We start from the raw sequence: 17,878 nt of genomic DNA, 5'->3' as shown, positions 1-17,878 counted from the left end.
GACCGGCCGCTCGTTCGGTGAGGGGCCCCTTCACGGACGTGGATTCCCTCAAGGAGCCCTTCACGGACCACCCGGCAGCTGCCCGCCCCGCCCGCCACCCGGGATGCGCCCCCAATGCGGCATTGGGTGCGTCAGATGCACCCAATGTGGCGTTCGGTGCGTCCCACGCACCCAATGCCACATTGGGGCGCTAGCCCCACCACCAACCAAACCGCCGCCGGTGCACTCAACAATCAGTGCACCCAGCCCCCCGCAGCCGGTGCACCCAACGCATCGAGGCACCAAGCCCCATCCCGCAGCCGATGCACCCAACGAGCGAGGCACCCAGCCCTCCCCCGCACCCCGATACGAAGCTCTCCTGCGGTTCGGGGGTGCTTGTCAAGGCATCTTTCCCGCCTTGACAAGCACCCCCGAACCGTCAGCACAATCAAGCCTCGGGGTGCCCCACGCAACCCTCTTTTATGCGGCGCAGCCGCTCCTCTTTAACCCTTCACTTCCCCTGAAAATTAGGCCGCCGCTTCCCCACAAACGCCTCCACAGCCTCCGCATGATCCGCAGTACCCCCCAACTCCGTCTGCGCAGCGTCCTCAGCAGCCAACGCCTCCTCCAACGAAGACTCAGCCGCCACCCCCAACACGCCCTTGATCTTCGCGTAAGCCACAGTCGGCCCAGCCGCGAGCTTCGCCGCCACCTTCTGCGCCCGAGCGGCCAGCTCCTCGTCCGGCACAACCTCCCCGACGAGGCCGATCCGCAACGCCTCCGCCGAATCCACCGTCCGCGCCATCAGCATCAACTCGGCAGCCCGCCCATACCCGATCAACCGCTGCAACGTCCACGACGCGCCCGAGTCCGGCCCAAGCCCGACATTCGCGAACGCCATCAAGAACGACGACGACTCCGCCGCGATCCGCAGGTCGCTGGCATACGCGAAAGCCGCGCCAGCACCGGCCGCGGTGCCGTTCACCGCCGCGATGACCGGCTTCGGCATCCCGGTGATCGCCTTGACGATCGGGTTGTAGTGGTCGCTCACCGTGTGCAGCGGGGCCGGGTCGTTCGCCTGCAGCAGGCCGACGTGCTCCTTGAGGTCCTGTCCGGCGCAGAACGCCTTCCCGGTGCCGGTGAGCACCACCGCGCGGACGTCCGGGTCCTCGGCGGCCGCGCGCAGCTCGGCGATCAGGCGCTCCTTGAGCTCGACGGTCAGCGAGTTGTACGCCTCCGGCCGGTTCAGCCGCAGGGTGCGCACGCCGTCGGCGTCGGCGGTCAACAGGACGTCGGATGTGGTCACGAAATGCTCCTCTGAAGCGGCGGCTCGGGTTCTCGGGACTGAGTCTCGCACCCTCGGCGGGCGGCATACCAGCACCGATGCGGCGGCAAATGATCGGTCCGCGTTCGCGCCCGGGCGCTGATGAGGGACAATGGGGGACGAGACCCGGCTGGCATGGGAGTGCGCGACCCGGGCGCGCCGGTTGAGACGGAGGGAGCACGCTATGGCGGCCATGAAGCCCCGGACCGGAGATGGTCCCCTCGAAGTGACCAAGGAGGGGCGGGGCCTCGTCATGCGGGTGCCACTGGAGGGTGGCGGCCGGCTGGTCGTCGAGCTCTCCGCGGAGGAAGCGAAGGACCTCGGCGCCGCATTGCAGGAGGTCACTGGCTGACCTGCGCTCTCCCCGCTCTGTCCACTGTGCACCCCGGTCTCCTTCTGGAGGCCGGGGTCGGTTCGTCTGCGCCCTAAGGTTGCTCGCTGTGCGTAACTCGCTACCACCCGTCCCCACGAAGCTGCCCGAAATCGAGGTCGTCGCCGCGACGCGCCGCGGAGTTCCGCGAGCAGTGCTGATCGCGCCGGCCGAGGCGGAGGAAGGCACAGCGTACGGGTCGAGCGGACGCGCCGCCGAAGTACGCGAAGTGCCCGAAGACGGCGACGCTCCGCGCTGGGTCGCCGGTATCGGCGAAGGCGCGCCGAAGGACTTTCGACAGACCGGTGCCGCGTTGGCGCGCGCGTTCCGCGAAGCGGCCGGGGACCGTCCGATCCGGACAGTCCAGGTCGTACTGCCCGAAGACGCGACAGCCGAGCACGCTGCCGAGTTGGCGATCGGACTGTCTCTGGGCGGATACCGGTTCGTGGTCACCACGACAGAGCCGAAGCCGCCGGTGCCCGCCGTACGCCTCGTTGTCGCGCACGAGCGTGCCGTACCCGCGTACGCAGACGCCGTAGCGCGCGTACGCGTTCTCGCGGCGGCTGCTGCCTTTACCCGCGACCTGGCGAACGCGCCGTCGAACATCAAGAACCCGGCGTGGCTGGCGAACACCGCGGCGAAGGTGCTGGGCGGCACGGTCGACGTGACCGTGCGGGACGAGAAGTGGCTCGCCGACAAGGGGTTCGGCGGAGTCCTGGCGGTCGGCGGCGGTTCGGCTTCGCCGCCGCGGCTCATCGAGATGACGCACCGCCCGCGCGGCGCGACGAAGCACCTGCTGTTCGTGGGCAAGGGGATCACCTTCGACACCGGCGGCATTTCGCTGAAGCCCGCCGACGGCATGCACCTGATGCGCACCGACATGGCGGGCGGCGCGGCCGTGATCGCCGCGATGCGCGCGATCGGGGAGCTGAAGCTGCCGGTGCGCGTCACCGCGCTGGTGCCCGCGGCGGAAAACCACGTCTCCGGCGGCTCGTACCGGCCGGGCGACATCGTGCGGCACTACGGCGGCCGGACCACCGAGATCGGCAACACCGACGCCGAGGGCCGGATGGTGATGGCCGACGCGCTCGCCTACGGAATCTCCCAGTTCAAGCCGGACCTGATCGTCGACGCGGCCACGCTGACCGGCGCGATGAAGGTGTCGCTCGGCCTGCGCACCGGCGGCGTCTTCGCTACGGACGACGACCTCGCCGCCCGCGTGATCGAGGCGGGCGCCCGCGCCGGCGAGGCCTGGTGGCGGATGCCGCTGGTCGAGGACTACGCGACCGGCATCGAGGGCGAACTCGGCGACGTCCGGCAGGCCCCCGGCGGCCCGGGCGGGATCATGGCGGCGCTGTTCCTGCGCGAGTTCACCGCGGGGCTGCCGTGGGCGCACCTGGACATCGCGGGCCCGGCGCGCGCGGACAAGACGTACGACGACGTGGTGCCCGGCGCGTCCGGGTTCGCGGCGCGGACGTTGGTGGAGTTCGCGGCTTCCTACGAGGGCTAGCCGGTCGCTGCCGCGGCGGAAGTCGCCGCGGCAGTGCGGGCTAGTTCTTCCCCGCCAGCTCTTCCTCGCGGCGGGTCAGCACGATCGGGTCCCCGTCGGTGATCGCGACCGTGTGCTCGGAATGCGAGGTGCGCGAGCCGTCCGCGGAACGGATGGTCCAGCCGTCCGGGTCGTAGACGATCTTGTCCGTCGTGCGAGCCAGCCACGGTTCCAGCGCGAGCGTCAGGCCGGGCCGGAGTTTCATGCCGCGGCCTGCCCGGCCGCGGTTGGACACGTGCGGGTCGCCGTGCATGGTGCGGCCGATGCCGTGCCCGCCGAACTCGGTGTTGACCGGGTAGCCGTAGCCGGTCGCGACCGCCTCGATGGCGGCCGAGATGTCGCCGAGCCGGTTGCCCGGACGGGACGCCTCGATGGCGGCTTCCAGCGCTTCCTCGGTGGCCCGGATGATCCGCTGGTCCTCCTCGGCGGGCGTGCCGACGATGATCGTGCGCGCCGAGTCCGCCGCCCAGCCGTCGATGGTGACCGCGATGTCCGCGGTGAGCACGTCGCCGTCGCGAAGCGTGTAGTCGTGCGGAAGGCCGTGCAGGACGGCGTCGTTGACCGACAGGCAGATGACGTTGCGGAACGGGCCCTCTCCGAACGACGGCGCGTAATCCCAGTAGCACGAGACGGCCCCGCGCCGCTTGATCATGCCGCGCACGTGGTGCTCGATGTCCATCAGGTTGACGCCGACGTCGGCGAGCTTGCCGACCTCGGTCAGCACCTCGGCGATGAACCGCCCGGTCACGTGCATGCGGTCGATCTCCGCAGGCGTCTTCAGCTCGATCACGACTACCTCGCGTCCTCAAGTTCCGGTATTTCTATACCGGAACGCTAGCACGGTACCGGGATACAAATACCACCCCGGCGGCTAATCCGTCCTGCCGAGCACGTGGTCGCGGAACGCTTGGACGGCGGGCGAAAGCGGTTCCCCGGCGCGCCAGGCCAGCCCGATCGTCCGGTGGACCGGCGGGTGCAGCGGCACCTCCGCGACCCCGGCCGGGGAACCCGGCTCGAAGCGTGGCAGGAGCGCGACACCCAGCCCGGCCCCGACGAGGCCGCGGACAGTGTCGGATTCCTGGCCCTCGAAGGCGACCTTCGGCGTGAAACCGGCGGCAGCGCAGAGGTCGTCGGTGATCCGGCGCAAGCCGTAGCCGGGTTCCAGCAGCACGAACGGCTCGTCAGACAGTTCCGCGACGCGCACGTTGCGCCGTCCGGCCAACCGGTGCCCGGCCGGGACCGACAGATGGATCGGCTGCCGGTCGAGCACGACGGTCTCCAGTCGTTCGTCCTCGACGACCGGCGCGAGCAGAGCGAGATCGAGCTCGCCGGACACGAGCCGGTCGACCATGTCCTGCAACGAACCCTGCACGAGGGAGAACCGGGCGGTCGGGGCCTGTTCGCGATACCTGCGCAGCAATTCCGGCACCAACGACCGGCCGAGCAGGTGCAGAAACCCGAGCACGACGCGGCCGGTCGCCGGTTCGATCTCCTCGCGCGCGAGGCGGACCCCGGCGTCGACCACGGGCAGGGCGCGTTCCGCCGCGTCGGCCAGCAGTTCGGCGGCGCGGGTGAGCCGGACGCCGCGCCCGTCGGGCACGGTCAGCGGCGCGCCGAGAGCCTGTCCGAGCGCGGCTAGCCGCCTGCTGACTGTGGGTTGCGGCACTCCGAGGAGCTCGGCCGTGCGAGTGACGTTTCCGGTGCTTCGCAGCGTGGCCAGCAGACACAGGTGCGGGACGAGCTGCGCGGTGAGGCTCTCATTCGGCACGGTATGAATGATGGCAGATCTGCGTATTAGACGTATTGATTAGCGAAGCTTACTTTCGAGGTCATGCTGTCCTCCGCCCGCCGGGCCAAGGTCGCGGTCGCCGCCGCGGGCTTCACGTCGTTCGCCCTGCTCTACGCCCCGCAGGCGGTCCTGCCGCAGCTCGCCGGGCAGTACCACCTCGATCCCGGCGGCGCGGCGCTCGCGGTGAGCGTGGCGACCGGCGCACTGGCGATCTCCGTGCTGCCCATCGCCGCGCTGTCCGAGGCGATCGGGCGGCGGCCGGTGATCATCGCGTCCGTCGTGCTCTCCTCGGTGCTCGGGCTTCTGCTTCCGCTGATGCCGAACTACCCGCTGCTGCTGGTGCTGCGCGCGGTACAGGGCGTCGCGATCGCCGGATTCCCGGGCGTGGCCACAGCTTATCTCGTGGAACGGCTCGGGAAGACCGGCGTCGCGGCCGCGGTCGGCGCGATGATCGCGGGCAACACCATCGGCGGCATGACCGGACGGCTGGCCACCGGGTTCACCGCAGGTCCGTTCGGCTGGCGCGGCGCGCTGTACGTGGTGGCTGGGCTTTCGCTGGTCTGCGCGGTCGTGACTGTGGTGACGCTGCCGCCTTCTCCGGTCCGGACGGGGGAGCGGCAGGGCCTTCGCGACATCGGCGCGGGCCTGCTTTCCGCGGTGCGCCGGCCGGTGTTGCTCGCGCAGTACGCCGTCGCGCTGCTGGCCATGGGCGCGTTCGTCGCGCTGTACAACGCGGCCGGGTTCCGGCTGACCGGCGAGCCGCTGAACCTGTCGCCGGCGATCGCGTCGCTGGTGTTCGTGTCGTACGCGCTGGGCTCGGTTTCCTCAGCCACGGCCAACCGGTTGTCCGCGCGGGTCGGCCGTCGGCAGGCGCTGGTCGGAGCGCTGGTGCTGACCGCGGTCGGGGCGCTGCTGACGATTCCTGACTCGCTGCCGTTGATCGTCGTCGGCTTCCTCGTGTTGACGACGGCCTTCTTCGCCGCGCATTCGATCGCGAACAGCTGGGCCGCCGCCGAGGCCCCGGAGAACGCGCGCGGGCAGGTCGGCGGGCTGTACATGCTCATGTACTACCTGGGCAGCAGCGTCGGCGGCGGGGTCGGCAGCGTCGTCTACGGAGCGGACGGGTGGAGCTGGTTGATCGTGGCCGTCGTGGTGTGGCTGGGGCTGGCTGTCGCGGCGGTGCAGGTGGGCACGCGGGTGCGGAGCGAGAAGCGGGTGCTGGTGGGCAGCTGACCGCTCACGAGCACGCCGTGGCCACGAGCAGTCCGCCGCCGACCGGCAGCAGCGCCGGGATCAGCCGGTCGTCCTCGCGGACCGCTCGTGCGACCTCGCGCAACGCCATCGTCTCCGGATCGCGCCGCGCCGGGTCGGTGAGCCTGCCGCCCGCCAGGACCTGGTGGAACACGATCACCCCGCCGCGGCGCAGCAAGGCCACGCCCTGCTCGTAGTAGCCGGGGTACTCGATCCGCGCGGCGTCGACGAACACCAGGTCGTAGCCGCCCGGAGTGAGCCGTGGCAGCACGTCCAGCGCGCGGCCGACGATGAGCCGCATCCGGCCCGGCGGATAGCCCGCCTCGAGGAAGGTCTTGCGCGCCGCCCGCTGGTACTCCGGCTCGACGTCGATCGAGGTCAGCACGCCGTCGGGGGCCATCCCGCGCAGCAGGTACAGCCCGCTCACGCCGGAGCCGGTGCCGACCTCCACGACCGCCCGCGCGGCGACCGTCGCGGCGAGAAACCGCAGCGTCGTGCCTGCTCCGGGGGCCAGCGGGGCGCACCCGAGGTCGACCGCGCGCAGCCGTGCCGCGGCCAGCACGTCGTCGTCGGGCAGGTACCCGTCGACCTGCTCGGCGCCGACCGCCCCGGTCTCGGCCGCCGCCTCTGTCCCCGAACTCACGCGCGAAGGTTAGCGCTGGTTGTCGATAAATCAGCGAAGGCTCCCTGGTAAGCGCCTTCCGGCCCGGGGGAAAGCCCGCGATCGCCCTGGAAAGGACCTCGCCGGCCAACTTCTCAGGCTGCTCTCAGATCGGTCTCATGAGTTCCATAAGGAAGGCCGACAGACTGAGTCTCAACCACACGGGAACACCGTGTGCCCGGCCCGCGTTGGCAGAGGTGAAGAGGAGTTGACCCAGATGGAGGTGCCTGCTCCCCTGATGCAGAACGCCGAACTGCCGGAAGCCGCCCCGGTGACCGTGGACGCAGCCGAGACGGCTTGGACGCCGCCCTCGTGGGACGAGGTCGTGCGGGAACACGCCGACCGCGTGTACCGGCTCGCCTACCGCCTCACCGGCAACACGCACGACGCCGAGGACCTGACCCAGGAGACGTTCATCCGCGTCTTCCGGTCGCTCGCGTCGTACAAGCCCGGCACCTTCGAGGGCTGGCTGCACCGGATCACCACGAACCTGTTCCTCGACATGGCGCGCCGCCGCTCGCGCGTGCGCATGGAGGGACTGCCCGAGGACACCGACCGGATCGTCGGCGACGACCCGAGCCCCGAGCAGCACTACAGCGACACCCACCTCGACCCCGACCTGCAGGAGGCGCTCGACGAGCTGCCCCCGGAGTTCCGGGCCGCGGTCGTGCTGTGCGACGTGGAAGGACTGTCGTACGAGGAGATCGGTGCGACGCTGGGCGTCAAGCTCGGCACCGTGCGCAGCCGCATCCACCGCGGCCGCTCGGCGCTGCGCGCGTCGCTGGAGCGCCGTCGCGCGGCTCGGGAGGAATCTGCGAAGGTGCCCGTATGACCGGCTGGCGTTTCGCCGAATCCCACCTCATGCCCGACGCGGTAGTCGCACTGGTCGACGGCGAGCTGACGCCGGTCGCCCACGACCGCGCGCTCGCGCATCTCGCGCGCTGTCCGGACTGCGCGGCCGAGGTGACGTCGCAGCGGCAGGCCGTCGCGGCGGTGAAGGACGCGGGTGCGCCGTCGATGTCGGCGGGCTTCCTGGCCAGTCTCCGGTCCATTCCGGAGCACACTGACTTGCCGGGCACGCCGGACAACCTCGCGGTCACCTCGGACGGTCAGCTGGTGGCGATCCAGCGGCCGGACCGGGTGGCTGGACTGCGCGACGCTGGGGTGCTCGGGGGTGCTGCGCCGTTGGGAACAACCGCGCCGCTCGGGCAGTCGGCGAACGTGCTCGGCGGCGGTCGGTTCGCTTTCAGCCGGAAGCGGGCGGCGCAAGGAGCCGGAGTCGTGGTGTCCGGGCTCGTGCTGAGCGCGCTCGCGCTCGTCGGGACCGCGGCGGATAGCGGGGAAGGGTCCGGCGGGAGTGGGCCGGTTCGGGCGCCTAACGCTAATTTGCTGCCGGCGAATATGAATGTGCCTCGGGCTGGTGGGCCTTCTTCCTCTCCTGCGCCTTCTCCTTCGTCTTCGCCGGAGCCGGAAGAAGCTGGGGTGGTTCGGGCTGGGGCTGCTGTCGCGGCTCGGTAGATCGCGGGTGGCTCGTCGCCTGGCGGCGACATTGCGCCCCTTGGTTGCGTGGGGCACCCCGAAGCTTGATTGTGATGACGGACGGCGGGTGCTTGTCAAGGCGGGAAAGATGCCTTGACAAGCACCCGCCGTCCGCATTTTGGCTTCGTATCGGGGTGCGGGGGTGGTGTGGGTGCCTCGATGCGTTGGGTGCACTGGCTGCGGTTTTGGGCGCGCGGGGTGGGGGCGTGGTTGCGATGGATTCGGCGGGCGGCGGTTGGGGGCGGGGTTAGCGCCCCAATGTGGCATTGGGTGCGTGGGACGCACCCAATGTGGCGTTCGGTGCGTGGGACGCACCCAATGTGGCATTGGGGCGGCATCCCGGGTGGCGGGCCGGGCGGGGGTGGTCCGTGAAGGGCTCCTTGAGGGAATCCAGGTCCGTGAAGGGGCCCCTCACTGACGGGCGGCATCCGGGTGTCGGGCGGGGGGTGTGGGAGTGCAGGCAACAGGCATTTCACTGCGGCCTGGGCACACTCATCCCTAGGCTTGGGTATCGTCGACTCCCAGCCAGACTGAACCGCATCCCGGGGAATGATGACCGACCAGCCGAACGCTAATTCTGATCAGTCCGGTGCCGTCGGAACGGACCGGTTGGGGCCTCGGCCGCTTGAGCGGCCCGCGGTCGACCAGCAGCAGGCGGCTGTCTTCGGGCGGCCGCACGGGGTCGAGGGGGCGTTCGACAAGCTTTACACCCCTGCGCCCAACGGGAACGGGCAGAAGCTCAATCTCGCGCCGCCTACGCCGGAGTCGCTGGCGGAGGCGTTCAGCCGTCCCGCGGGGGCTGAGGGAGTGCGGCTGCAGCGGCCGCTCGAGGCTTCCGGGGAGAACGGCACTTCCGAAGATCCGTTGTGGACTGACGCCAGCGATCCGTGGCGGGATCCGGCGGCCGGGGCGGTGTTGGCTGGGCCTGCGGTCGCTCCGGAGGAGGACGAGGCCGAGAAGCCGAAACTGCCCAAGGGCGCGCAGTTGAGCTTGCCCGAGGTGTTGTTCGGGCGGCGGGTGCAGCCGAAGGCGTTGGCGCTGCTGGGGGTCGTCGCGTTGGTGATCGGCGCGGTGGGCGGGCTGGTCGGCTGGTGGGTCGCGGACACGGGGTCCGCGTTGACCGGCAGCGCCACGATTTCCGAGGCGGAGGCGGCCAAGGAGCGGCCGCCGGGGTCGCTCGCGGACATCGCGCGGCGAGTGTCGCCGGCGGTGGTTTCGCTGGAGGTCGTCAAGCCTGGCGCGGACAGCGGCGAGCAGGGCTCCGGCGTGGTGATCGATCCGCAGGGGTACGTGCTGACCAACGAGCACGTGGTCGCGACCGCGGTCGGCGACGCGGCTACGAAGATCACCGCGGTGTTCAACGACGGGACGCGCACCGAGGCCAAGATCGTGGGCGCGGATCAGAAGACCGACCTCGCCGTGGTGAAGGTCAACGTGACCAACCCGGTCGTGATGCAGGTCGGGAAGTCGTCGGATCTGCAGGTCGGGGACGCGGTGATCGCGGTCGGCTCGCCGCTCGCGCTGCAGAACTCGATCACCGCGGGCATCGTCAGCGCGCTCGACCGGCCGGTCACCGCGGGCGGCGACAACGGGGCGGCTCCGGTCACCTACTCGGCCATCCAGACCGACGCGGCGATCAACCACGGCAACTCCGGCGGTGCGCTCGTCGACTCGACCGGGGCGCTGGTCGGGATCAACTCCGCGATCCGTTCCTCCAGCTCCGACGGCGGCAGCATCGGCATCGGGTTCGCCATTCCCAGCGACTACGCGATCAAGATCGCCAAGGCGCTGATCAAGGACGGCAAGGTCAAGCACGCCGACATCGGGATCAACGCGGCCTCGACGGTCGCCGGCTCGACCACGATGGGCGCGCAGGTGCGCAACGTCGCCCCGGGCGGACCGGCGGCGTCGGCGGGGATCAAGGAAGGCGACGTGATCACCAAGGTCGGCGACCACGTCGTGCGCGACTCCGCCGAGCTGACCGTCGCGGTGCGCAGCCACGATCCGGGCCAGGTCGTCCCGGTGCAACTGGCCCGCGACGGTGCGCTGCTGGTGGTGGACGTCACGCTGGGGTCGGACTGACATCCGTTCTTAAGCTCCCGTGCGACGTTCGGGCCTGCCGGGACGAGAAACGGCCCGGGTAGTCTTGGGCGGGGCAGCACCGAGCGGAGGTTTCACGGGTGTTCGACAGTGTCGGCTGGGGCGAGATCCTCGTGATCATCATCGCGGGGCTTTTCATCCTCGGACCCGAACGGCTGCCCGAAGCGGCGGCCTGGATGGCGAGGAGCGTCCGCAAGGCCCGCGACTTCGCGACCGGCGCGCGCGAGCAGCTGCGCGAGGAAATGGGTCCCGAGTTCGACCAGCTGCGCAAGCCCCTGGAAGACCTGCGCGGCCTGCGCAACCTCGACCCGAAGCGGGTTGTCGCGCAGCATCTGTTCGACGGGGATTCGGATCCGCTGGGGTTGAACGGGTTCAAGAACGAGCTGAACGGGTCGAACGGGAACGGCTCCAACGGCACTCCGACGATCAAGCCGCAGACCGCGTTGCCGCAGCCGGAGCCGTTGAAGCCGGGCGAGCGTCCACCGGTGGATCCGGACGCCACCTGATTCCTCGCGAGGAGATGGGTCCCGGGTTCGTCCAGTTGCGCAAACCTTTGGAAGACCGGCGTGGCCTGCGCAACCTCGACCCGAAGCGGGTAGTCGCGCAGCATCTGTTCGACCGGGTTTCGGATCCGCTGCATCGAACGGGAACGGCTCCAACGGTGCTCCGACGATCAAGCTGCAGACCGCGTTGCCGCAGCCGGAGCCGTTGAAGCCGGGTGAGCGTCCGCCGGTGGATCCGGACGCGACCTGATTCCTCGTACGACCAGCCGGGCGACGCGCTGATCAGGCTGGGTAGCCTCAGGGCATCAGCTCAACCGACCCTGGAGGTTCCCGATATGTCACGCCGTGCGGCTGCGCTGGCCGGAACGATCGCTGCGGCCGCCTTCGCCGTCGCCGGGTGCAGTGCCGACGACGAGCCCAGCACCAAGGCGCCCGCCACCTACACTTCGGTGCCCGCCCCGGCGATGCCGTCCTCTTCGGCCCCGTCGAACGCTCCGTCGAGCGCTCCTGGGAACGGCAGTGCCACCGGTGAGCAGCCGAACGTCAAGCGCGGCGCGCAGACCGGCGAGGCGGGCGTCGACGTGCTGGTCACCGTCGCCTACCAGGGCGGGAAGGTCACGCCGCCGGCTGAGGTCGTCGACGTCAAGGTCGGCAACAAGGTGAAGATCCTCGTGTCGTCCGACCAGCCGCAGAACATCGACGTCCAGGACCTGCCGGACAAGTCGGGCGACGTGTCCGCGAAGAAGCCCGAGGACATCGACTGGACCGTGAGCAAGCCGGGCGACACCAAGGTGACGCTCCGCGAGTCCGGTGCCCTCCTGGTGACGATCCACGCGTCCTAAAGAGCACAGCGAAGAGGCGTGCACCTGATCCAGGTGCACGCCTCTTTGCTGAGCAGGATCAGCGTCCGGCGGGGCTGACGTTCAGCATCATCCCGGCCAGCCCGCGCGCCCGGACCGACAGCTGCTTCGCCGCGTCCTTCAGCACCAGCGCCGCCGGCGCCTCCGGATCGGACAGCACGATCGGCGTGCCCTCGTCGCCCTGTTCGCGCAGCCGCGGGTCCAGCGGGACCTGGCCCAGCAGCGGCACCGTGGAGCCCACCGACTTCGACAGCGAATCCGCCACCGTCTGGCCGCCGCCCGCGCCGAAGACCTCGATGCGTTCGCCGGTCGGGGTTTCCAGCCACGACATGTTCTCGATCACGCCCGCGACGCGCTGCCGCGTCTGCATCGCGATCGCGCCCGCGCGCTCGGCCACCTCGGCGGCGGCCTGCTGCGGCGTGGTCACCACGAGGATTTCCGCGTTCGGGATCAGCTGCGCCACCGAAATCGCGATGTCGCCGGTGCCCGGCGGCAGGTCCAGCAGCAGGATGTCCAGGTCGCCCCAGAACACGTCGGCCAGGAACTGCTGCAGCGCGCGGTGCAGCATCGGGCCGCGCCACACGACCGGGGTGTTGCCCGGGGTGAACATGCCGATCGAGATGACCTTCACGCCGTGCGCCTGCGGCGGCATGATCATCGTGTCGACCTTCGTCGGCTTCTCGCGCGCGCCCAGCATGCGCGGCACCGAGTGGCCGTAGATGTCCGCGTCCACCACGCCGACCGACAGGCCGCGCTCGGCCATCGCCACGGCGAGGTTCACCGTCACCGAGGATTTGCCCACGCCGCCCTTGCCGGACGCCACGCAGTACACCCGCGTCATCGAACCCGGCTGCGCGAACGGGATCACCGGCTCCGCCGCGTCGCCGCGCAGCGATTTGCGCAGCTCAGTGCGCTGCTCGTCGCTCATCACGTCCAGCTCGACCTTGACGTCGGCGACGCCGTCGAGCTTCGAGACGGCCTTCTTGGTGTCCTCGGTCAGCGTCGCCTTCAGCGGACAGCCCGCGACCGTGAGGTAAATCCCGACGGTGACCAGCCCGTCGTCACCGACCGCCACGTCCTTGACCATGCCGAGGTCGGTGATCGGTTTTTTGATTTCCGGGTCGTACACGTCCTTCAGCGCGGTGCGGACGTCGTCGACGCTGGGGAGCTGCTGTGTACCAGTCACGCTTCCATCGTACGTACTGCCCAGTTCAGCTTTGCTTGGCCTTGCGCGGCTTGGAGTCCACGTCGAGATCGTCGCGCAGCCGGTCGAGCTCGCTGCGCAGGTAGTCGCGGGTCGCGACCTCGCCGACCGCCAGCCGCAGCGCCGCCAGTTCGCGGGCGAGGTACTCGGTGTCCGCCTTGGTCTGCGCGGCACGCGTGCGGTCCTCTTCCAGCGACACCCGGTCCCGGTCGTCCTGGCGGTTCTGCGCGAGCAGGATCAGCGGCGCGGCGTACGCGGCCTGCGTCGAGAACGCCAGGTTGAGCAGGATGAACGGGTACGGGTCCCACCGCAGCGACACCGCGACCAGGTTCAGCACGATCCAGACGACCACGATCAGCGTCTGCCAGAACAGGTACTTCCCGGTGCCGAGGAACCGCGCGATCCGCTCGGTGAACCGGCCGAAGGTGTCCGGGTCGATGTTCAGCCGCAGGCGGGCCTGGCTGCGCGGCTGGTCGAGCCTGCGGCCGGTCCTGAGTTCAGGCACGTTCGGCCTCCTCCAGGTCGGTGCCGTCGGCGCCGTCGGTGGCGTCGTGCAGCCCGGTTTCGCGCCAGTCGTCGGGCAGCAGATGGTCGAGCACGTCGTCGACGGTGACGGCGCCGAGCAGGTGGTCCTCGGCGTCGACGACCGGGCCGCAGGCCAGGTTGTACGCCGCGAAATACCGGGTGACCTCGGACAGCGTCGCTTGCGGGCGCAACGCGGTGAGGTCGGTGTCCACCGCGCTGGCCACCAGTTCGGCGGGCGGTTCGCGCAGCAGCCGCTGGAAGTGCACGACGCCGACGAACCGGCCGGTCGGCGTCTCGGTCGGCGGACGGCACACGAACACCATGCTGGCGAGCGCGGCGGGGAGTTCGGCGTTGCGGATGTGCGCCAGCGCCTCGGCGATCGTCGCGTCCGGCGTCAGCACCACCGGTTCCGGCGTCATCAGACCGCCCGCGGTGTCCGAGGAATACGCCAGCAGCCGTTTGACCGGCGCGGATTCCTCCGGCTCCATCAGTTCCAGCAGCCTGCTCTGCTCGGCGGGCGCGAGTTCGGCGAGCAGGTCGGCGGCGTCGTCCGGGTTCATCGCCTCGAGGATGTCCGCGGCGCGTTCCTCGGCGAGGTAGGACAGCAGTTCCTTCTGGTCGTCCTCGGGAAGCTCCTCGATGACGTCCGCGAGCCGTTCGTCGTCCATCGCGTCAGCGACCTCGTGCCTGCGCTTCATCGGCAGGTCGCGCAGGGTCGCGGCGACGTCGACCGCGCGCATCGTGTCGAACAGCATCAGCAGCTGGCCCGCGCCTTGCGGCTGTCCGGCGAGGTCGGTGAGCCCGAGCCCGGCGACCTCGTTTCCACGGCAGCACCTGCATCGCGGTGCGCCGCCTGCTCAGGGACAGCCGGGTCGGCCGTTCGCGGACGGCGAGTTTCGCGAGCACCCAGTCCCGGGTGCGGGTCGGCTCCATCGCCGCGTCGACCACGGTCACCCGGGTGTCCGCGCCGGTGAGCGTCGCGTGCGCGTCGAGAAGCTGGCCGCACACCAGCACCTCGTTGGGCCGCTGGTGGAAATGCCGCATGTTGACCGAACCCGTGGCCAGCGTCACGGCGTTCGGTTCGATCGAGGTGACCCGCAGCATGGGCACGAACACCCGCCGCCGGGTCGCCAGCTCCACGACCATGCCGAGGATCCGCGGCGGCTGCTGGTCCAGCCGCAGCCCGGCGACCACGTCGCGGACCTTGCCGATCGACTCCCCGTCGGGCCCGAACACCGGCAGACCCGCGAGCTGTGCTGCGTAAACCCGGTTTGTGCCTGCCATGGCGCCGACACTATCGGCTGGCGCCCGAGCGCGCTCGTGCCGCGACTCGGCGAATTCTCAGCCTGCCATGGCCCACCGGGTGAGCGTGGGCAGCGCGTCGGCGGACGGGCCGTCGTCGTCCTCGGGCAATCCGCCGAAATCGACCAGATCCTGGGCGTGCCACAGCCGGTTCTGCACTGCCCGGACGAGCGTCCACGCCTTGGCGCGGTCGCGGTCCAGCCCGCTCGCGGCGAGCTTCGAGTCCAGTGTGGATTCACTGAACCGGTTCCACAGCAACGAAAGCACGCCGTACTCGAGGTCGCCGGCGAGCGGTTTCGGGTCGATCACCAGCCACGGCTCGCGAATGCCGGACAGCACGTTCTCGTAGTGCAGGTCCTCGTTCACCAGTGCGTTTCCGGCTTCCGGGCCGAGGTCGCGGCACACCTCGAGCGCCGCGTCCAGCTCTCGGCGGGGGAGCGGTTCGGCCAGCTCCCGCCACGATTTGGGCAGTTCTTCGAGCAGTTCCTCCGCGACCGCGGACAGCGTGCGGGTGAGCTCGGCGGGCGCGGGCACGGCGAGCCGCCGGGCGAGTTCGCTCATGATCTCGACGGCGGGCAGCAGCGGTTCGCCCTCCAGCGTCCGGCTGTCGTCGAGGCGTTCCAGCAGCATCGCCCCGTCCTCGGGCGCGGATTCGAGCAGCAGCACCGATCCCCGACCGGCCCATGTGGACAGTGCGAGCGGCTCGTCGCGCGATTCTTCCTCCACCCAGCCGAGTTTCAGCACGACGCGGGAACCGTCCGCGCGCCGGGCGGGCTGGACGACGCCGACGTAGCCGTGCCGGGCGGTGTCCTCGAACTCCAGCCCCCACAGCCGGGCGTACCGCCGCGCGAGCGCGGGCAGCGAGGCGAGCCACGGGACGGCTTCCGGACCGAGCACCTTGGGGGCGCGTTCAGCGAAGACGGGCGGGATCTCCAAAACGGTCACAACGCCCATCCTGGTCGGCCGCGCAAACCGTTTCCGGGGCTGTTTCGCGCGCGTACAGTGAACGGATAGGGGTTTGGCGAACCCGGGAGCTGCCATGATCGTCGAGATTGTCAGCGCGGTGGTCGTCGCGGGCGGGGTGTGGCTCGCCTCCGCGGTGCGCGTGGTCAAACAGTACGAACGCGGGCTGGTGTTCCGGTTCGGCCGGGTGCGGCCGGAGGTCCGGGATCCCGGGCTGGCGCTGCTGCTGCCGATAGCCGACCGCATGCAGAAGGTGAACATGCAGGTCGTGACGCTGCCGGTGCCCGCGCAGGACGGGATCACCCGCGACAACGTCACCGTCCGGGTGGACGCGGTCGTGTACTTCAAGGTGATCGACCCGGTGCTGGCCGCGGTCCACGTGCAGGACTACCGGTCGGCGATCGGCCAGGTCGCGCAGACGTCGCTGCGGTCCATCATCGGCAAGAGCGACCTGGACGACCTGCTGTCGAACCGCGAACGGCTCAACGAGGGCCTCGAGCTGATGATCGACAGCCCGGCGCTCGACTGGGGCATCCACATCGACCGGGTCGAGATCAAGGACGTCGCGCTGCCGGAGTCGATGAAACGCTCGATGTCGCGTCAGGCGGAGGCCGAACGCGAACGCCGTGCCCGGGTCATCTCCGCGGACGGCGAGTTGCAGGCGTCGCACAAGCTCGCCCAGGCCGCCGCGACGATGGCGGACACCCCGGCGGCGCTGCAGTTGCGGCTGCTGGAGACCGTGGTGCAGGTGTCGGCGGAGAAGAACTCGACGCTGGTGCTGCCGTTCCCGGTGGAGTTGCTGCGGTTCCTGGACGCGCGGACCGACCCCGCGGCGCCGGCCGCGAAACCGCCGGAGCCGCGAGCACCGTCGGCGTCGGAAGCGGCCAGCAACGGACAGGTCGCGCCGCCCGCGAGCGAGGCGAGCGACGTGCCGGATCAGCGGTCGAGGTAGCCGTTCATGCCGAGGACCAGCAGCGTCACGAAGAAACTGCCCCACAGCGCGGCCATGACGTAGCCGACCACGACGGCCGACAGTGCCATCGTGCGGCCGCCTGCCTCGTTGCGGTTGGCCTTGGCCAGCGCGACGTGCCCCATCACGATGCCGGGGATCGCGAGAACGCAGGTCACCAGGCCGAGCACGGAACACACCAGCGCGCCGGTCGCGAGCCCGCTGTCGCTGGTGTTCGGGTACGGCCGGTAGGCGCCGCCGTACGGCGGCGGAGCCGGGAAACCCTGGTACGCGGGCGGCGGCGCGAACGGATCCGGTTGCGCCGCAACGGGATACGGCGTCGCGGGCGGTTCCGCGGCGGCAGCCGGCTGCTCACCGGGCAGCACCGCGACCGGTCCGGGATCGGGTGCGGTCCAGCCCGGCGGCGGGACGGGCGAGTCGGTCTCCGCGGTGGACGACACGGCGTCCGCCGGAGCCTCGTACGGCGTGGGATCGGCGGTGGCCGGCGGCTCGTACGGAGCGGGGTCCGCGGTCGGCGGCGGCTCGTACGGCACCGGATCGCGGTCGGACGGGGTGGTCATCGGGGCTCCCTCACGGTGCCGGGTTCGGAGGACGACGCTACCGGGTTTCGCGGCGGCATCAGCCGAAAACGCCGGACTGGACCAGCGCGCGCACGACCAGCGGGACGGCGATGCCCCAGACGATCAGCGCCGCGTAGCCGATCACGAACCCGGCGACCGCCAGCGCGCCGCCGGTGCCGCGGCCGCGCCGGGCCCGGTAGAACGCGACGTGCCCCATCACGATCCCCGCGATGGCCATCGGCCCGCACACCACGAACCCGGCGATCGAGCAGATCAGGGACCCGATCGCGAGCCCAGCGCCGGGCGCCGGACCCCGCGGCGGATAGGGCTGGTGCTCGTACGACGGGTGCTCGTAGCTGCCGCGGCCAGCAGGCTCTTCGCTGCCCTCGCTCATCGGGATCCTTCGCGGTTTCGGGTGGATCAGCACCT

General features: G+C 70.5%; 18 protein-coding genes and 1 pseudogene. 9 read left to right on the top strand and 10 right to left on the bottom strand.

The window, feature by feature from the left end:
• Positions 1-490: 490 nt before the first annotated feature.
• Positions 491-1,285, bottom strand: a complete 795-nt coding sequence (locus DMP23_RS28715; RefSeq protein ID WP_037815927.1) for an enoyl-CoA hydratase-related protein — start codon at positions 1,283-1,285, stop codon at positions 491-493.
• Positions 1,286-1,487: 202 nt separating this feature from the next.
• Between DMP23_RS28715 and DMP23_RS28710 the strand changes: the two genes are divergently transcribed.
• Positions 1,488-1,655 carry a DUF3117 domain-containing protein gene (locus tag DMP23_RS28710; protein ID WP_005155393.1) on the top strand — a complete coding sequence of 56 codons (168 nt, stop codon included), beginning with the start codon at positions 1,488-1,490 and terminating at the stop codon, positions 1,653-1,655.
• 88 nt (positions 1,656-1,743) lie between these two features.
• Positions 1,744-3,183: a M17 family peptidase N-terminal domain-containing protein gene (locus DMP23_RS28705; RefSeq protein WP_037815924.1), complete on the top strand. Its 1,440-nt coding sequence runs from the start codon at positions 1,744-1,746 to the stop codon at positions 3,181-3,183.
• Positions 3,184-3,223: 40 nt separating this feature from the next.
• Here DMP23_RS28705 and map read toward each other — a convergent pair whose 3' ends face one another.
• Together map and DMP23_RS28695 are read right to left on the bottom strand one after the other, a co-directional pair.
• A complete protein-coding gene (map, locus tag DMP23_RS28700; RefSeq protein WP_134668851.1) occupies positions 3,224-4,012 on the bottom strand; it encodes a type I methionyl aminopeptidase in 789 nt (262 codons plus the stop codon).
• Between the two features lie 81 nt (positions 4,013-4,093).
• Positions 4,094-4,990 (bottom strand): LysR family transcriptional regulator, encoded by an 897-nt coding sequence (locus DMP23_RS28695; protein WP_337823089.1) that lies wholly within the window; start codon positions 4,988-4,990, stop codon positions 4,094-4,096.
• A gap of 63 nt (positions 4,991-5,053) precedes the next feature.
• Here DMP23_RS28695 and DMP23_RS28690 point away from each other — a divergent pair, with 63 nt between their 5' ends.
• Positions 5,054-6,244, top strand: a complete 1,191-nt coding sequence (locus DMP23_RS28690; RefSeq protein WP_337823088.1) for an MFS transporter — start codon at positions 5,054-5,056, stop codon at positions 6,242-6,244.
• 4 nt (positions 6,245-6,248) lie between these two features.
• Here DMP23_RS28690 and DMP23_RS28685 read toward each other — a convergent pair whose 3' ends face one another.
• On the bottom strand, positions 6,249-6,905 hold the full coding sequence (locus tag DMP23_RS28685) for an O-methyltransferase (protein ID WP_009072906.1): 657 nt from the start codon (positions 6,903-6,905) through the stop codon (positions 6,249-6,251).
• A 235-nt stretch (positions 6,906-7,140) separates the two neighbouring features.
• Here DMP23_RS28685 and sigE point away from each other — a divergent pair, with 235 nt between their 5' ends.
• From sigE to DMP23_RS28655, 5 genes are all read left to right on the top strand, one after another.
• Positions 7,141-7,755 carry an RNA polymerase sigma factor SigE gene (gene sigE, locus DMP23_RS28680; RefSeq protein ID WP_134734579.1) on the top strand — a complete coding sequence of 205 codons (615 nt, stop codon included), beginning with the start codon at positions 7,141-7,143 and terminating at the stop codon, positions 7,753-7,755.
• A complete protein-coding gene (locus DMP23_RS28675; RefSeq protein WP_337823087.1) occupies positions 7,752-8,441 on the top strand; it encodes an anti-sigma factor family protein in 690 nt (229 codons plus the stop codon). Before sigE ends, DMP23_RS28675 begins: the two co-directional genes overlap by 4 nt.
• A 573-nt stretch (positions 8,442-9,014) precedes the next feature.
• Positions 9,015-10,544 (top strand): S1C family serine protease, encoded by a 1,530-nt coding sequence (locus tag DMP23_RS28670; protein WP_275295322.1) that lies wholly within the window; start codon positions 9,015-9,017, stop codon positions 10,542-10,544.
• A 98-nt stretch (positions 10,545-10,642) separates the two neighbouring features.
• The gene (gene tatB, locus DMP23_RS28665) at positions 10,643-11,068 is read left to right on the top strand and encodes a Sec-independent protein translocase protein TatB (RefSeq protein WP_337823086.1); all 426 of its coding nucleotides are present in this window, start codon (positions 10,643-10,645) and stop codon (positions 11,066-11,068) included.
• Between the two features lie 332 nt (positions 11,069-11,400).
• A complete protein-coding gene (locus tag DMP23_RS28655; RefSeq protein ID WP_037815913.1) occupies positions 11,401-11,907 on the top strand; it encodes a hypothetical protein in 507 nt (168 codons plus the stop codon).
• Between the two features lie 58 nt (positions 11,908-11,965).
• Here the strand turns inward: DMP23_RS28655 and DMP23_RS28650 are convergent, their stop codons facing one another.
• From DMP23_RS28650 to DMP23_RS28635, 4 genes and pseudogenes are all read right to left on the bottom strand, one after another.
• The gene (locus DMP23_RS28650; RefSeq protein ID WP_337823085.1) at positions 11,966-13,111 is read right to left on the bottom strand and encodes an Mrp/NBP35 family ATP-binding protein; all 1,146 of its coding nucleotides are present in this window, start codon (positions 13,109-13,111) and stop codon (positions 11,966-11,968) included.
• A 25-nt stretch (positions 13,112-13,136) separates the two neighbouring features.
• Positions 13,137-13,634, bottom strand: coding sequence for a DUF1003 domain-containing protein (locus tag DMP23_RS28645; protein ID WP_037815909.1), 498 nt, complete (start codon positions 13,632-13,634; stop codon positions 13,137-13,139).
• A pseudogene (locus tag DMP23_RS28640) lies at positions 13,627-14,938 on the bottom strand (magnesium transporter MgtE N-terminal domain-containing protein). The gene DMP23_RS28645 and the pseudogene DMP23_RS28640 overlap by 8 nt, the downstream one beginning before the upstream one ends.
• 57 nt (positions 14,939-14,995) lie before the next feature.
• Positions 14,996-15,910 carry an aminoglycoside phosphotransferase family protein gene (locus DMP23_RS28635; protein ID WP_443111295.1) on the bottom strand — a complete coding sequence of 305 codons (915 nt, stop codon included), beginning with the start codon at positions 15,908-15,910 and terminating at the stop codon, positions 14,996-14,998.
• 85 nt (positions 15,911-15,995) lie between these two features.
• Between DMP23_RS28635 and DMP23_RS28630 the strand changes: the two genes are divergently transcribed.
• Complete coding sequence (locus DMP23_RS28630; protein ID WP_134668866.1) at positions 15,996-16,871, top strand: slipin family protein; 876 nt, start codon at positions 15,996-15,998, stop codon at positions 16,869-16,871.
• Here DMP23_RS28630 and DMP23_RS28625 read toward each other — a convergent pair.
• Positions 16,856-17,449 carry a DUF4190 domain-containing protein gene (locus DMP23_RS28625; RefSeq protein ID WP_238608509.1) on the bottom strand — a complete coding sequence of 198 codons (594 nt, stop codon included), beginning with the start codon at positions 17,447-17,449 and terminating at the stop codon, positions 16,856-16,858. The two genes, DMP23_RS28630 and DMP23_RS28625, sit on opposite strands and share 16 nt — an antisense overlap.
• Before the next feature lie 58 nt (positions 17,450-17,507).
• Positions 17,508-17,843 carry a DUF4190 domain-containing protein gene (locus DMP23_RS28620; RefSeq protein ID WP_337823083.1) on the bottom strand — a complete coding sequence of 112 codons (336 nt, stop codon included), beginning with the start codon at positions 17,841-17,843 and terminating at the stop codon, positions 17,508-17,510.
• Positions 17,844-17,878: the final 35 nt, after the last annotated feature.

Origin of the sequence: Amycolatopsis sp. A1MSW2902, assembly GCF_017312175.1 — a bacterium.
In the GTDB taxonomy this organism is placed as follows: domain Bacteria; phylum Actinomycetota; class Actinomycetes; order Mycobacteriales; family Pseudonocardiaceae; genus Amycolatopsis; species Amycolatopsis nivea.
This window is presented reverse-complemented; position numbering and strand designations above follow the sequence as displayed.

What these genes read in the sequence shown, in the direction of transcription:
- DMP23_RS28710 (WP_005155393.1), top strand. Translation starts at nt 1,488, where the DNA reads ATGGCGGCCATGAAGCCCCGGACCGGAGATGGTCCCCTCGAAGTGACC.
- DMP23_RS28690 (WP_337823088.1), top strand. Translation starts at nt 5,054, where the DNA reads ATGCTGTCCTCCGCCCGCCGGGCCAAGGTCGCGGTCGCCGCCGCGGGC.
- sigE (WP_134734579.1), top strand. Translation starts at nt 7,141, where the DNA reads ATGGAGGTGCCTGCTCCCCTGATGCAGAACGCCGAACTGCCGGAAGCC.
- DMP23_RS28675 (WP_337823087.1), top strand. Translation starts at nt 7,752, where the DNA reads ATGACCGGCTGGCGTTTCGCCGAATCCCACCTCATGCCCGACGCGGTA.
- DMP23_RS28670 (WP_275295322.1), top strand. Translation starts at nt 9,015, where the DNA reads ATGACCGACCAGCCGAACGCTAATTCTGATCAGTCCGGTGCCGTCGGA.
- DMP23_RS28655 (WP_037815913.1), top strand. Translation starts at nt 11,401, where the DNA reads ATGTCACGCCGTGCGGCTGCGCTGGCCGGAACGATCGCTGCGGCCGCC.
- DMP23_RS28635 (WP_443111295.1), bottom strand. Translation starts at nt 15,910, where the DNA reads ATGGGCGTTGTGACCGTTTTGGAGATCCCGCCCGTCTTCGCTGAACGC.
- DMP23_RS28630 (WP_134668866.1), top strand. Translation starts at nt 15,996, where the DNA reads ATGATCGTCGAGATTGTCAGCGCGGTGGTCGTCGCGGGCGGGGTGTGG.
- DMP23_RS28625 (WP_238608509.1), bottom strand. Translation starts at nt 17,449, where the DNA reads ATGACCACCCCGTCCGACCGCGATCCGGTGCCGTACGAGCCGCCGCCG.
- DMP23_RS28620 (WP_337823083.1), bottom strand. Translation starts at nt 17,843, where the DNA reads ATGAGCGAGGGCAGCGAAGAGCCTGCTGGCCGCGGCAGCTACGAGCAC.